The following is a 14,403-nucleotide window of genomic DNA, read 5'->3' as shown; positions in this document are numbered from 1 at the left end:
CCGAGGCAGGCCGTCGCCATCCCTTGCGTCGAGAGCTTCTCGTGGTGTATCCCCCGCGGCCCGGGACCCACGTCACCGCGCGTAAGGCATCCTAGGATCCTGGGTGGAACGGTGAGGATCCTGTCCGGGGGCTGCTCGCCCTTCGGGGGGAGGCAATCACCACCGCTCACGGCGACAGACAGTCGATCATGCACATGTGGTGCCCAGTAACTGGCGTTACGCCCCTTTGATGAGGCACCACAACTGCATGATCGCCGCGGGGGCGGGCGGGTTACCAGCGGGATACGCGGGTGGCGAGCACGATGAGGGCCGCGCGGGCAGGTCGGCAGGTCGCGGGCCACAGCGCGGTGGGCAGGTCGGCAGGTCGCGGGCCACGGCGCGGTGGTCAGGTCGGCAGTTCGGCCGCCGAGCCGCGCCGGCGCGGCGCCGGAAGCCGATTGAGCAGTGCCAGGGCCGCCCGCACCGGCGCCCGGGACAGCGTCTCGTCGAAGCTCACGCTGCCCTGACAGAAGCGCACGAACATCCGCCAGCCCGGCGGGGTCGCCACCAGCGCGTGGAAGAGCTCCGGGCGACGCTCGAAGAGATCCAGCAGCCGGTAACCGGCCCGCATCGACGGCAGCAACCGCGCCGCGACCGCCCGCTCATACCCGGCCAGGTCGCCGTCGGCGACCGCCGCGCCGGCCAACGCGCCCGAGCGCAGGGCGAAGCTGATCCCCTCCCGGCTCCATGGCTCGAGCAGACCGGCGGCGTCGCCGGCGACCAGCACCCGGTCGCGGCGCAGCGGCGAATCGTCGGCCCGGCACCGGGTGAGGTGACCCGAGTCGTGCGCGGCCGGCGCATCAGCCAGGCCGAGCCGGTCGACGAACCGACGCAGGTACTCCCGGGTGCGCTCCCCCGAACCCCGGGCCGCGATCACGCCCACGGTGAGCCGGTCACCCTTCGGAAACACCCAGGCGTACGACCCGGGCAGCGGACCCCAGTCCAGCAGCAGCCGGCCCCGCCACAACTCCTGCTGCTCCGGCGGCACCTCCAACTCCAACTCCAGGCCCAGGTCGACCTGCCGGTACTCGACACCCACGTGCCGGGCGGTCACCCCGGACGAGCCGTCCGCCCCGATCACCGTACGAGCCCGCACGGTCGTACCGTCGGCCAGCCGCAGGCGTACGCCGTCCGCATCCTGCTCGATTGCGCGCACGGTGGCCTGCTCGCGGACCTCGACCCCGGCGGCGACCGCGGCGGCGCGCAGCCGGTCGTCGAACTCCTCCCGGCGGACCATGGTCACCAGCGGCTCGGAGTGCCGGCGGGTGAACTCGCGTCGCCCGTCCCAGGTGAAGGTGACCCGGTCGACCCGGTCGTGCGCGGGTACCTCGATCCGATCGTGCACCTCGGCCAGCGACGTGCCGATCAGCCCGCCCCCACAGGTCTTGTAACGCGGGTGAGCGGCCCGCTCGACGACCAGCGTGCGTACGCCCGCGCGGGCGGCGGCGTACGCGGCGGAGAGCCCGGCGGGGCCGCCGCCCACCACGGCGAGATCCCAGACGATCACGGGTGCAGCCTAGGGCACCGGCGCTCCACCGGGCCCGGCGGCGCGCTCCGCGCACCGCCCGATCGGGTGGGCATCTTCGGTGACGCAGGGGGTAACCGGCGCAGCGCAACCGCCTGCTCAGGGCGGACAGGCAGAGGAGGGAACCATGCAGCAGGAGCAACTGTCGGACGTCGAGCAACGGGTCTACCAGGCGGTCACGACGCTCGAGGCCCGCGGTCAGGTGCCCTACCCCGACCTGATCGCCGAGGAGTCCGGTCTCACCAGTGACCAGGTACACGCGCCACTGCACCTGCTCACCGAGAAGAACCTGCTGCACCGGGAGGACTCGCCGATGGCCGGGCTCGACTTCGGGCCCCGATTCTGCGCCCGCCAGATGGCGTGACCCGCGGGACCACCCGCGACGATTCGCCCCCCGGTGACCGGGGTAGCGGTCAGGAATGCATGATCGACGGTCAACGGGGGGCGCGATGAGCGCGGCGGACACGCCGCAGCAGGCCGACATCGACCCGGCCGAGAACCGGCGGCGCTGGCAGGCCCTCGGGGTCGGCCTGGTCGCCGCGTTCATGACGCTGCTGGACGTCAGCATCGTCAACGTGGCCGTGCCGTCCCTGGACCGGGCGCTGCACGCCTCCCCCAGCGACCTGCAGTGGGTCCTCTCCGGGTACGCGCTGACCTTCGGTCTCGCGCTGGTCCCAGCCGGACGCTTCGGCGACGCCCGCGGCCGGCGCAACGCGTTCGTCTTCGGCATCGCGCTCTTCACCGTGACCAGCGCGCTGGCCGGTCTCGCCCCCTCCCCCACCTGGCTGGTGTTCGCGCGGCTGCTGCAGGGCGCCGCCGCGGGCATCGTCAATCCGCAGGTCACCGGCGTCATCCAGCAGCTGTTCCGGGGGCCGGAGCGGGCCCGCCCGTTCGCGCTGCTCGGCGCCACCATCGGCATCTCCACCGCGGTCGGCCCGCTGCTCGGCGGGCTGCTGATCGCGCTCGGCGGTGAGGAACACGGCTGGCGGTACGTCTTCTTCGTCAACGTGCCCGTCGGCATCATCGCGGTGATCCTCGGCTGGCGGCTGCTCCCCGGCAAGCAGAAGGAGCAGGCGGATCGACACCGGCTCGACCCGGTCGGCGTGTTGCTGCTCGGCCTCGGCGTGGTGCTGGTGCTGCTGCCGCTGGTGCAGCAGCAGCAGTGGCACACCCCGTGGAAGTGGGTGCTGATCCCCGCCGGTCTGCTGGTGCTGCTGGCCTTCGCCCTCTGGGAGCGCCGGTACGCCCGGCAGCAACAGCCCCTCTTCGACCTGCGGCTGTTCGGGTTCCGGTCGTACGCCCTGGGCTCGCTGATCGCGCTGATCTACTTCGGCGGGTTCACCGCGATCTTCTTCATCTTCACGCTGTTCCTGCAGAACGGGCACGGCTACAGCCCGCTCATCGCCGGCCTGGCCATCACGCCGTTCGCGCTCGGTTCGGCCGCGTCCTCGGCGATCGGTGGCCGGTTCATCAACCGGCTGGGCCGTCCGCTGGTCGCCGCCGGACTGCTCGCGGTGGTCATCGGCCTCGCCGGTACGGCGCTGGCCCTGCGGCAGTTCCCGGACGCGCCCGCACCCTGGGTGGCCGCCGGTCCCCTGCTGCTCGCCGGGCTCGGCAGCGGCCTGGTGATCGCGCCGAACCAGACCCTCACTCTCTCCCAGGTGCCCGTCGGGCAGGCGGGCAGCGGGGCGGGCATGCTCCAGACCGGTCAGCGGATCGGCGCGGCCGCCGGCATCGCCGCCGTCGGCTCGGTCTTCTTCACCAGGCTCGCGAGCAGTCACGGCAACTGGACGACCGCGTTCGAGTACTCCCTGGTCGTGGCCACCGTGATCATCGCGATGGCCCTGATCGCCGCGGTGGTCGACATCGCCCTGGGCCGGAGGCACCACCACTGATTGGTCGGGCGGCCCGACCACCGATGTCGTGCCGGCGGCTCTACCGCCGGTGGCGCACCACCCCGGGCCACTCGTGTCGGGGTGACGCCCACCTTGATGACCGCGATGCCACCAGAGAGCTTCACCAGCCGCTGACTCCGCCGCCGCATGTCACTTGGCCGCGGTGGCGGCGCGTTCGCCGAGGCCGCGCCAGCGGTGGATCTTGGACACTTATTGTCAGCTGCTGACGGCAACTGTCCAAGATCCGTGCCCGCAGGATGCTCGCCGTTCGTGGCGCGGGGTTTGTCGACGGCGGCAGACGACACCGACCGGCATCCAGTTGGAGTACCGGCCATCGTGGTCACGACGCTCCGCTGGCCGGCACTCGGTTGGGGTGCCGGCCGAAAGTGCGCCGCTGGTGGCAACCGCTCGGGGTATCGGCCGAAAGTGCGGCCGGTGGCCGGCATCCTCGGGTGGGGTGCCGGCCGAAGTACGCCGATGGCCGGCGCCCTCGGGTGGGATGCCGGCCGAAGTGTTCGGGGATATGCCGCTGGCCGGCACCCCGTGTCGGGGCCGGCCATGGGGATCGGGATAGGCCGCTGGCCGGCACCCGTGTCAGGGTGCCGGCCAGCGGTCAGATGATGCGGTGTGCTTGTCAGCTGTTCCAGTGCTGGGCGACGAGGTCGGCGGCCTGCTGCTCCCACTGGGCGTAGGCGTCCGGGTAAGCCGACACCTGCACCGTCTGCGCGGCCTCGGTCAGCGGCATGTCCTGCCACCCGTCGACCTGCTTGAGACCCTTCTGGAACGCCATCGTCGAGTAGACCGGGTCGGTGATCTGCTCCGGGGTGCCCCAACCACTGGACGGGCGCTGCTGGAACAGACCCAGCGAGTCATGGTCGTTGGCGTCGCCGAGGTGGCCCAGGTTCTCCAGCTTCGACTCCTGCAGGCTCGTCGCGATCGAGATGACCGCCGCCCGCTCGTCCAGACCCGACTTCTTCGTCGCGGCGATGATCGCCTTGACGTTCTTGGTCTGCTCGTCGTTGAGGTCGATGTGCGACTGGGTGCCCTGGGTGCCGTGCGGGATCAGCTTGGCGGTGTCCACACCCGGCTTGTCCGCCTGCACCACCGCTACGGCGGTGGGCTTGGCGTCCACGGCCGGCGCGGCGGCGTGGGCGGCGACGGGGCCGGCGAAGATCCCACCGCCGAAAGCCAGACCAGCAACACTCAGAACGCTCTTACGCATGATCGTGTTCATCAGGGAAGCTCCAATTCGGGGGTAGACACCCACACCACCGACGGGGGTCGGCATACGTGCGCGGGTGTGCGGCACCTCGACAAGGCGCTCGTGAATCAAGGGGGAAAGTCTTCCGGCCGGGCCACACGTCAGGGGCTCATCGACCAAGGGGATCCGACGCGGGGGGCTTACGGCGTCGGGTCCAGGTGTAACGACCGGCGGCCCACCATCATTCCGGGGGCGGCTCGTCGGCCAGGTCCAGGTGTAACGACCGGCTGCCCGCCGTCATTCCGGGGGGGGGCCACCGTCGGCGACCGGATGAACCGGCCGGCGGGCGGGGCTGCTACCTCGGCCGTCGGGGGTATTCAACGACGCCGGGCCGCCCACCATTCCGGCCCCGGGATGCCCCCGGTCACACCCCAAACCACCCACACCCACCCAGCCGACCGGCATCGGCGCAGACACGGACGGATCGGACCGGACAATCACCCCAAACGCGCCGGCAAGCAAGCGTCTGGACCTGCACAACAGCCCGCCACCTACGCCACTCGCCCCGGCCGCAACAACGGCAAACGACCCCACCCAGCGGGAAGGCTGTTGAGCCGGCGCGGAGCTGATGCTGAGTTGTGTGGGGGCCGCGGCAGCCGGCCGGCAAGGCCCAATCAAGACCATCAGCGGCGGCTCGACGGGCGGTGGCATGGATACTGCCTGCCATCCGGCCAGCCGGACAATCGGCGTACCAGCGAACCGGCCGCCCACGACGACGGAAACCGCCAACGGCCAACTGATCGACTCGAGATCGGTGAAGTCGGGGCGTCGGGGCCCAGGGACACCCAGACTTCACAGAACCCGAGTCCACCAACCCGACGACCCGCCTGGTCCACTCCAGTTCGCCGACATGGCGCTATCTGCACGGGAGGGACACCGCCATGTCGGCGAACTGGCGAAGCCCGCCCGCCACCTCCCGGACCTGGTCGGTCTGATCGACGTCAGGTCGCCGACCCGACGGTATCCGCGCGGCGGGAAACCGGTGAATCGGGCGGAGGCGGCGCTTGGCCCGCTTGGCGCGGGGGCCACGCCTGGCCACCGCGCCGCGCCTTGCCCACTTCGCTCGGAGGCCGCCCCAGCCAAGCGCGCCGCGCTTGGCCCGGTGTGCGGACGTGGTGCGGTCGGGCGGGAGTGGACCAACCCGCGCAGACGACACCGGCCGGCCCCGTAACGGGGCCGGCCGGTGTCGAGGTTCAGGACGTCACCAGAGCTGCTGGACGACGTCCGCCGCCTGCTCCTCCCACTGCGCGTAGGCGTACGGGAACGCCGAGACCTGGACGGTCTGCGCGGCGGCGGTCAGCGGCAGGTCCTGCCAGCCGCCGACGTTCTTCAGGGCGTTGAAGAACGCGGTGGCGCTGTAGTCGGGGTCGGTGATCTGGTCGGGCGTTCCCCAACCGGACGACGGGCGCTGCTGGAACAGGCCCTGCGAGTCGTGGTCGTTGTACGCGCCGAGGTGGCCGAGGTTGTACAGCTTCGACTCCTGCAGCGACGTGGCGACACCGACCACCGCGCCCCGCTCCCCCACGCCGGACTTCTTGGCCGCCTCGACGATGGCCTTGGCGTTGGCGAGCTGTGCGTCATCCAGCGGGATGCGCGACTGGGCGCCCTCGACCCCGTGCGGGATCAGCTTGTCCCGGCTCGGCTTGCCGGCTTGCGGCTTGCCGCTGCTGGAACCGGTGGTCAGGCCGGACTCGACCGGGGTGCCCTGGTTGTCCGCGTTGGCCTTGCCGGTGGCGAGGTCGATGGCGGCGACGGCACCCTCGTGGGGCCCGGAGGTGATCGGGGCGGCGACCGCGGTCGGCCCGAATGCCAGGCCGCCGAGGGCGGCCACGCCCACCACGCTCAGTGCGGTCTTGCGGTAAGAGTCCTTCGCGATGGCCGGGAGCCATCGAGTGAAGTCGACCTTCACGATGGTTGCCTCTCGATCGTGCGAAGCGCTCCGGGATGAGCACTCCTCGGGGGATGTCCGCACCGGTAATGGGTTTGGGGTCGGGCGGTACGGGGGACACAACCAGCCAGGCGTGTCGGTCATTCCGGAAATGCCAGGGCCCGGCCGAGTTGCGGTCCCGGTCACCGCCGGGAACCGGACGATCGCGCCGGACGGCGGGTAAGCGGGCACGCCGAACCGGCCGTACGCCCCAGACCGGCCTGGACCGGGCACGTGGGGGCCGGCGCGTGTTGTGCGGACGACAGGGGCATGGGCCGCCCACCACCCGGCGGACCTGCCAGACTCGCCGAACCCGGCATCATGGCCCCAGCACGGATCCGAGCGCGGAGGTGTCGATGAATCGACTGACCTGGATCAGCGAGCCGGCGTGAGCTGCTCGCGGATCTCAGTCGGTCGCGCCGGCGCCCTCGGTGCCGAAGCCGTCCAGGGCGGCCCGCTCGTCCTGGCTGCGCAGCTCCTCGAAGACCGTGATGTGCAGGTCCGCCGGGGCGTCGAGGCGGGCGTTGAGCGACTGCCAGGGGGTGACGGTCGGCGGCGCGACCTGCTCCGCGCCCGCGGCGACCAGCCGTTCGGTGGCCGCCCGGGCGTCGTCCACCTCGAACGCCACCCTGATCCGGGGCGCGACCTGCCGGCCCACCTCGACCTCGTCGATCATCCGCTTCTGCGCCGGGTTGGCGATCTCCAAGGTGGCCCGGCCGGCGACCAGGATCATCACCCGCGCGCCGCCGTCGCCGGTGAACGCTGCCTCCTCGGGCAGGCCCAGCGCGTCGCGGAAGAAGGCGACGGCCGCCTGGTAATCCTCGGCCTCCACCACCAGGCGGAGCTGACGGACGACGGGCGGCCGGTCGGCCGCGTCACTGGTCATGCCGACGGAGCCTACCGCCCATCTGAAGCCTGCCCGCCCGGCAACGGGCATACCAGGGCATCGGGCCCGGCAGGGGCGAGAGCTAGAGTGAGGCGGCGTCGACCGGAAGGCGATGAGGTGACTGCTGTGGGAGTGGTCGACCAGGTACGCCTCGGCGATCACGCCTGCTGGACGTACGACGAGCGGACCGAGGGCCTCGACGCCGTCGGCCGGTTCGTCACCGCCGGCCTGCGCCTCGGCCATCGGATCCTCTGCTTCCTCGACGCGCTGACTCCCGACGCCGTGCTCGCCGACCTCGCCGCCCGCGGCGTGCCGACCGGCAGCGCGCTCGCCGACGGCCGGCTGCGGCTGATCCCGGCCGGCGGCAGCCACCGCCCGCAGGGTGGGTGGGACCGACCCCGGATGGTCGCGGCCATCGCCGCGGAGACGGCCCGGGCCGGGCACCCCGGGTACGCCGCGCTGCGGCTGGTCGCCGACATGGCCTGGGCGCTCCGCGCCGGCACCCCGGTGGCGGAATTGCAACGGTACGAGTCCCAGGTGGACGCCCTCGTTTCGGGCGGGCGGGTTGCCGCGCTCTGCCTCTACGACCGGCGGGTCTGCTCCGACGAGCAGATCCGTGCGGTCGCCGCGGCGCACACCGCGACGGCGGGTCCGGACGCCGGCCGACGTCGGACGCCGCTGCTGCGGGCGTACCGGACGACGGATCCGTGTGGGCTGCGCCTGGTCGGTGAGGTCGACCGCAGCAACGGTGACGCGTTCAGCGCCATGCTCAGCGACGTCGCCGGCTGCGCACCGTCGGGGCGACCGGCGGTGCTGGACGTCTCGGAGTTGGCCTTCGCCGACGTACGCGCCGCATACGCCCTGCTGGACCTCGGTGCGGTACCGCCGAGCGACCGGGTGCGGCTCGTCGGATGTCGACCGGCGTTGCGGCGGCTGCTCGACCTGGTCGGGCAGGGCTCGGGTATGGAAACCGTGGGCGACCCGGCATGACGATGCTGGACACGACCGGATGGCCGACGGACGGTCTCGCCCACGAAGGGTTCTTCTACGGAGATCAGCGGCACCTGCTCGACGGGATGCTGCCGTTCATCGCGGAGGGCCTCGCCCGCGGGGAACCCGTGCTGGTCGCCCTGCCCACGGTCAACCTGGCGCTGGTCCGCGACGCGGTGGGCGAGGCCCCCGGTCTGCACTGGACCGACATGGGCGAGGCCGGGCGCAACCCCGGCGCGATCCTGCCGTGGGTGCTCCAGGCGTTCGTCGACCGGCACCCGGGCCGGCGGACCCGCATCGTCGGCGAGTCGGTGTGGTCCGGGCGCAGCGACGCCGAGTACGGGGCGTGCGCGCAGCACGAGGCGTTGGTCAACGCGGCCCTCGCCGAACGCGGCGTGAGCCTGCTCTGCCCGTACGACGCCGGCCGGTTGGCCGAGGCGGTGCTCGCTGACGCCTGCGCGACGCATCCGGTGATCGTGGGCCCCCAGGGGCGTCGGCCGAGCGTCGGCTTCGCACCGTCCGATGTGCTCGTCCGCTACAACCAACCGCTGCCCGCGCCGGCGCACCCGGTGGCGGCATTGGACTACGCCCTCGACACGCTGCCCGAGGTGCGCCGGTTCGTGACCGGGTACGCGGAGACCGCCGGCCTGGACGCGGGCCGGGTGGTCGACCTGCAGATCGCGGTGACCGAGTTGGCCGCGAACAGCATCACGCACGCCGCTGGCGGCGGCACGCTGCTCGTGTGGTGCACCGACGACGACCTGGTCTGCGAGGTGCGCGACGACGGTTGGCTCGCCGATCCGCTGGTGGGCCGGTTGGCACCCGCCCCGGACGGCGTGGGCGGGCGCGGGCTGGTGATCGTGCACGCGCTCTGCGACCTGGTCCTGCTGCACAGCACGGCGGCCGGCACGATGGTCCGCCTGCACATGCGCCGCTGGAGGGGGCAACGTTGATTGAGATCGACTACCTGCTGCGGCCGGTCGGCCGGGTCGAGTCGCCGCTGACCGACGCGGCGAGGGCACCGAAGCAGGGCGACGAGGGCGCTCCGGACGCGTGGCTGGTCTTCGAGCCGGAGTTCGCGCCGGCCGTACGGGATCTGCGACCGGGCACCGACGTGCTGGTGCTGACCTGGTTCGACCGCGCCAGCCGCGACGTCCTGACGGTGCACCCGCGTGGCGACGCGTCGCGCCCGGAGACCGGGGTGTTCGCCACCCGGTCGCCGCACCGGCCCAACCCCATCGGCCTGCACCGGGTACGGCTGCTGTCGGTCGACGGCCTGCGGATCAGGGTGGCCCACCTGGAGGCGCTGGACGGGACGCCGGTGCTGGACGTCAAGCCGGTGCTCGGCGGCCCGCACGAACGCTGACCGGCGAACCGCACGAGCCGACGGACCGCGCGAACGTCGACGGACCGCGCGGACGTCGACCGGCGGCCCGGCCGGCCCGTGGGCCGGCCGGGAACGGGGTCAGTGACCGCGGGCGATCCACTCGTCGAGGTGCGGCGCCTCGGCGCCGATGGTGGTGTCGTCGCCGTGCCCCGTATGTACCACCGTTTCCGACGGCAGGGTGAGCAACCGGGTACGGATCGACTCGACGATGGTGTCGAAGTTGCTGTAGGAGCGGCCGGTGGCGCCCGGGCCGCCGGCGAAGAGCGTGTCACCGGTGAACACCGCGCCCAGCGCCGGCACGTGGAAGCTGCACGCGCCGGGGCTGTGCCCCGGGGTGTGCAGCACCCGCAGCGCCACGCCGGCCACCTCGACGGTCGTCCCGTCGCGCAGCTCCCCGTCCGGTGACACGTCCGGGTGCACCAGGTCCCAGAGCACCCGGTCGTCCGGGTGCAGCAGGACGGGCGCGCCGGTGGCGCGGGCCAGCGCCGGGGCGACCCGGACGTGGTCGTCGTGGGCGTGGGTGGCGACGATCGCCGAGACCCGCCGCTGCCCCACCACGCGCAGGATGGCGTCCACGTCGTGCGGCGCGTCCAGGACGACGCACTCGGTGTCGTCGCCGACCACCCAGACGTTGTTGTCCACCTCGAAGGTCTGCCCGTCGAGGGAGAAGGTGCCGGAGGTGACGGCGTGGTCGATCCGGACCGTCACGGGAAGACCACCACCGAGCGGAGCACGTCGCCGTGGTGCATCCGTGTGAACGCCTGCTCGACCTGGTCGAGCGCGATCTCCTCGGTGACGAACGCGTCGAGGTCGAGGCGGCCCTGCAGGTAGAGCTCGGTCAGCATCGGGAAGTCACGGCTGGGCAGACAGTCGCCGTACCAGCTGGACTTGAGCGCGCCACCGCGGCCGAACACGTCCAGCAGCGGCACCTCGAGGGTCATCTCCGGCGTGGGCACCCCGACCAGCACGACGGTGCCGGCCAGGTCGCGGGCATAGAACGCCTGCTTCCAGGTCTCCGGGCGGCCCACCGCGTCGATCACCACGTCGGCGCCGAAGCCGCCGGTGGCCGCCCGGATCGCCTCGACCGGGTCGTCCTCCGAGGCGTTGACGGTGTGCGTGGCGCCGAACCTGCGGGCCCAGTCCAGCTTGCGCGAGTCGGTGTCCACGGCGACGATCGTCGTCGCGCCGGCCAGCGCCGCGCCGGCGACCGCGGCGTCACCGACGCCGCCGCAGCCGATCACCGCGACCGAGTCGCCCCGGGTCACGCCGCCGGTGTTCATCGCCGCGCCGAGCCCGGCCATCACCCCGCAGCCGAGCAGCCCCACCGCCGCGGGTCGGGCGGCCGGGTCCACCTTGGTGCACTGGCCCGCGTGCACCAGCGTCTTCTCGGCGAAGGCGCCGATGCCCAGCGCCGGTGCCAGCTCGGTGCCGTCGGTGAGGGTCATCTTCTGGGCCGCGTTGTGGGTGGCGAAGCAGTACCAGGGGCGGCCGCGCCGGCAGGCCCGACAGACGCCGCAGACCGCGCGCCAGTTGAGGATGACGAAGTCGCCGGGCGCGACGCCGGTGACTCCGTCGCCGACCTCTTCGACGATGCCGGCGGCCTCGTGCCCGAGCAGGAACGGGTAGTCGTCGTTGATGCCGCCTTCGCGGTAGTGCAGGTCGGTGTGGCAGACCCCGCACGACTGGATCCGGACGATCGCCTCACCCGGCCCCGGGTCGGGCACGACGATCGTGGTGACCTCGACCGGTGCGCCCTTGCTGCGGGAGATGACTCCCCGGACCTCCTGGCTCACGGTTGCCCTCCTGTCTCTGCGGTGATGACCGGACGCTCGCACGCCCGGTGCGCCAAGAGGGCACCCGGCCGCGTCGGCGGTCGACCTTCCGGCGAACCTACCGTGATCGACCCGGGCGGCACAGTCGGCGCGGCGGCGGGTTATCCCGCCCACCGACGGGTAGGCGGGGGCACGATCTGGCCGCACAGCAGGAGTGATCATGAATCTGGCGCACGTACCGCTGCGGGTGACCGTCGGCGCCTTCTTCCTCAACTCGGGGCTGAGCAAGCGGAACCTGGAGGGCGAGGCCGCGCAGGGAATGCACGGCATGGCCACCGGGGCCATCCCGCAGCTGCGACAGCTCGACCCGAACCGCTTCGCCAAGCTGCTCTCGTACAGCGAGGTCGCGCTGGGCGCCGCACTGGTCGTCCCGTTCGTCCCGTCAGCGCTGGTGGGGCTCGGGCTGACCGCCTTCGGCGCCGGGCTGATGCAGCTCTACCTCAAGACACCCGGCCTGCGTGAGCCGGGCAGCCTGCGGCCGACCCAGCAGGGCGTGCCGATCGCCAAGGACGTCTGGCTGGTCGGTGCCGGCCTGACGCTGCTGCTGGACAGCCTCACCCACCGCCGGCACCACCTCCGGCACCACCGACACGCCCACCGCAGCCACCGCTGACGAGTCCGCCGACGCCACCACCGGCGTGCCCGCCGCGGCCGCTCGAGCCAGGTCGGCCGGGTGGGTGGAGCGGCTCGGGGTGCCGGCGGCGAGCTGCCGACGGGCCGCGTTGCGGTAGCGGAGCACCTGGATCGCGCCGAGCGTCCAGAGCGCGTACTGCACGGCGAAGGCCCAGCGGAACGCGTTCAGATCGGGTGCGCCGCGCCCGGCCGGGGTCGACAGGTCGAGCACCACGCCCACGGCGAGCACCAGCGCGATCGAGGCGACGAAGCCACCGACGTTGACGATGCCGGTGGCGCTGCCGATCCGGCTCGCCGGGTTGAACGTGCGGGCGTAGTCGAAGCCGATGATCGACGCCGGGCCGTTGACGGCGAGCACCAGTACCAGCAGCACCAGCAGCCACCGCGGGGCCGGGCCGGGCCAGGTGAGCACCACGGCCCAGACCGCGGCGGTGGCCGCGACCACGGTGAAGACCAGCACCGAGCGGCGGAACGGGTGCCGGGCGCAGAGGTGCGCGAGGAGCGGGCCGACCAGCAGCCCGGCCACGGTCATCAGGGTGAGCAGGTACGCCGCCGAGGTGGGTCGCAGCCCCTGGCCCTGGACCAGGAACGGGAAGCCCCAGAGCAACGCGAAGACCGCACCGGAGAACTGGGTGACGAAGTGCGTCCAGAGCCCCAGCCGGGTGCCCGGCTGCGTCCAGGCGGTGGCCAGCTCCCGGCGCACGTCGGCGAATCGGGGCGGCGGCCCGGCCAGGGTCTCCCGGTGCGGGGTGTCGCGTACGGCGACGAGCACCAGGAGCACGACCGTCGCGCCGAGCGCCGCGGCGACCAGGAACGCCGGGGTCCAGCCGACGTGGTGCAGCAGGGCCACCAGCGGTACGGTGCCGAGGACCGCACCGAGCTGGCCGAGCGTGCCGGTGAGCTGCACGATGAGCGGGTTGATCCGGCCGGGGAACCAGAACGCCACGATCCGCAGCACGCTGATGAAGGTCATCGCGTCGCCGAGCCCGACCAGGATCCGCGCCGCCACGGCCAGCCGTACGTCGGTGGCGAGGGCGAAGCAGAGCTGACCGGCGACCATGAGCAGGCCGCCGGCGACCAGCAGTCGGCGCGAGCCGAAGCGGTCGATCAGCACCCCGACCGGTATCTGCATCGCCGCGTACACGGCCAGCTGGGCGACGGAGAAGGTGGCGAGCGCGGCGGCGTTGATGTCGAACCGGTGCGCGGCGTCGACCCCGGTGACCCCGAGCGAGCTGCGGTGGAAGACCGCGGCCACGTACGCGCTCAGCGCGACGCCCCAGACGAGCGCGGCGGAGCGGCGGGCGGTGACCGGCGGGGTGGTGCGCACGCTCACCGCAACGTCCGCAGCACGGTCGCCGAGTTGTCGATGTGCGCGACCACGGCCTCGAGCCAGCGCCCGGGATCGTCCTCGTCGAGCGCGGCGAGCTGTGCGGCGTGCTCGGTCAGCGCCACGTCGGCCCAGCCGGGAGAGAGGCGGACGCTGGTCTCACCCATCCGCAGCTGCCGGTCGCGCAGCCGCTGGTACAGCTCGGCCAGGATCTCGTTGCCGGCGGCGTCCACCACTGTGGCGTGGAAGGCCCGGTCGGCGGCCATCAGCGCGGTGACGTCCCCGGCGGCGTGCGCGGCGCGCATCTCGGCCAGCCGGCGACCGAGGTCGGCCTTCAGCTCGGCCCGGCGCGGCCAGACTCGCTCGGCGGCGTGCCGCTCGACCAGCCGGCGAGCCTCGATCACGTCGGTGATCTCCCGGGCGGAGACCGGCCGGATCAGGGCCCCCCGCTTCGGGTAGAGCTTGACCAGCCCTTCGGTCTCCAGCCGGAGCAGCGCCTCGCGCACCGGGGTGCGGGAGACTCCGGTCGCCTCGGCGATCTCCCCCTCGCTGACCAGCAGCCCGCCCGGGTAGACCTGCTCGAGGATCGACCGCTTGAGGTGGCGGTAGGCGCGCTCGGCCGCCGAGGGCGGCGGAGGCGGCGGTCGACCTGGCCGGCGCGGAGGGATGCGTCATGTATCTATGATGCGACCGGGCTGCTG

The 14,403-nt window shown here is 72.7% G+C and carries 13 protein-coding genes; 5 read left to right on the top strand and 8 right to left on the bottom strand.

The genetic code is table 11. The features are described from left to right. Positions 1-385 precede the first annotated feature (385 nt). Complete coding sequence (locus tag ACIP9D_RS31400; protein ID WP_350877210.1) at positions 386-1,546, bottom strand: geranylgeranyl reductase family protein; 1,161 nt, start codon at positions 1,544-1,546, stop codon at positions 386-388. 145 nt (positions 1,547-1,691) lie between these two features. Here ACIP9D_RS31400 and ACIP9D_RS31395 point away from each other — a divergent pair, with 145 nt between their 5' ends. Both ACIP9D_RS31395 and ACIP9D_RS31390 read left to right on the top strand, forming a co-directional pair. After that, the gene (locus tag ACIP9D_RS31395) at positions 1,692-1,928 is read left to right on the top strand and encodes a hypothetical protein (protein ID WP_350877212.1); all 237 of its coding nucleotides are present in this window, start codon (positions 1,692-1,694) and stop codon (positions 1,926-1,928) included. A gap of 85 nt (positions 1,929-2,013) precedes the next feature. Next, positions 2,014-3,459, top strand: a complete 1,446-nt coding sequence (locus ACIP9D_RS31390; protein WP_350877214.1) for an MFS transporter — start codon at positions 2,014-2,016, stop codon at positions 3,457-3,459. 634 nt (positions 3,460-4,093) lie between these two features. On the opposite strand, the gene ACIP9D_RS31385 is transcribed toward ACIP9D_RS31390, so the two are convergent. From ACIP9D_RS31385 to ACIP9D_RS31375, 3 genes are all read right to left on the bottom strand, one after another. Then, a complete protein-coding gene (locus tag ACIP9D_RS31385; RefSeq protein WP_350877216.1) occupies positions 4,094-4,693 on the bottom strand; it encodes a hypothetical protein in 600 nt (199 codons plus the stop codon). A gap of 1,228 nt (positions 4,694-5,921) precedes the next feature. Further along, the gene (locus ACIP9D_RS31380) at positions 5,922-6,629 is read right to left on the bottom strand and encodes a hypothetical protein (protein ID WP_350877218.1); all 708 of its coding nucleotides are present in this window, start codon (positions 6,627-6,629) and stop codon (positions 5,922-5,924) included. Positions 6,630-7,053: 424 nt separating this feature from the next. After that, entirely contained in the window at positions 7,054-7,533 is a 480-nt protein-coding gene (locus ACIP9D_RS31375) for a VOC family protein (protein ID WP_350877219.1), read from the bottom strand. 117 nt (positions 7,534-7,650) lie between these two features. Between ACIP9D_RS31375 and ACIP9D_RS31370 the strand changes: the two genes are divergently transcribed. From ACIP9D_RS31370 to tsaA, 3 genes are read left to right on the top strand one after another with little or no spacing between them, the layout of a single operon-like run. Beyond that, entirely contained in the window at positions 7,651-8,523 is an 873-nt protein-coding gene (locus tag ACIP9D_RS31370) for an MEDS domain-containing protein (protein WP_350877221.1), read from the top strand. Further along, a complete protein-coding gene (locus tag ACIP9D_RS31365) occupies positions 8,520-9,476 on the top strand; it encodes a sensor histidine kinase (protein WP_350877223.1) in 957 nt (318 codons plus the stop codon). Before ACIP9D_RS31370 ends, ACIP9D_RS31365 begins: the two co-directional genes overlap by 4 nt. Beyond that, entirely contained in the window at positions 9,473-9,889 is a 417-nt protein-coding gene (gene tsaA, locus ACIP9D_RS31360) for a tRNA (N6-threonylcarbamoyladenosine(37)-N6)-methyltransferase TrmO (protein WP_350877225.1), read from the top strand. Before ACIP9D_RS31365 ends, tsaA begins: the two co-directional genes overlap by 4 nt. A gap of 99 nt (positions 9,890-9,988) precedes the next feature. On the opposite strand, the gene ACIP9D_RS31355 is transcribed toward tsaA, so the two are convergent. From ACIP9D_RS31355 to ACIP9D_RS31340, 4 genes are all read right to left on the bottom strand, one after another. Then, a complete protein-coding gene (locus ACIP9D_RS31355; protein WP_350877227.1) occupies positions 9,989-10,618 on the bottom strand; it encodes an MBL fold metallo-hydrolase in 630 nt (209 codons plus the stop codon). Further along, on the bottom strand, positions 10,615-11,703 hold the full coding sequence (locus ACIP9D_RS31350; RefSeq protein ID WP_350877229.1) for an S-(hydroxymethyl)mycothiol dehydrogenase: 1,089 nt from the start codon (positions 11,701-11,703) through the stop codon (positions 10,615-10,617). The genes ACIP9D_RS31355 and ACIP9D_RS31350 overlap by 4 nt, the downstream gene beginning before the upstream one ends. Before the next feature lie 421 nt (positions 11,704-12,124). After that, positions 12,125-13,708, bottom strand: coding sequence for an MFS transporter (locus tag ACIP9D_RS31345; RefSeq protein ID WP_350877231.1), 1,584 nt, complete (start codon positions 13,706-13,708; stop codon positions 12,125-12,127). Then, on the bottom strand, positions 13,705-14,262 hold the full coding sequence (locus tag ACIP9D_RS31340) for a GntR family transcriptional regulator (RefSeq protein ID WP_400451370.1): 558 nt from the start codon (positions 14,260-14,262) through the stop codon (positions 13,705-13,707). Before ACIP9D_RS31340 ends, ACIP9D_RS31345 begins: the two co-directional genes overlap by 4 nt. Positions 14,263-14,403: the final 141 nt, after the last annotated feature.

Origin of the sequence: Micromonospora sp. NPDC093243 (assembly GCF_044753725.1) — a bacterium.
In the GTDB taxonomy this organism is placed as follows: domain Bacteria; phylum Actinomycetota; class Actinomycetes; order Mycobacteriales; family Micromonosporaceae; genus Micromonospora.
The sequence above is the reverse complement of the archived record's forward strand: the minus strand, read 5'-3'. Positions and strand labels throughout refer to the sequence as shown.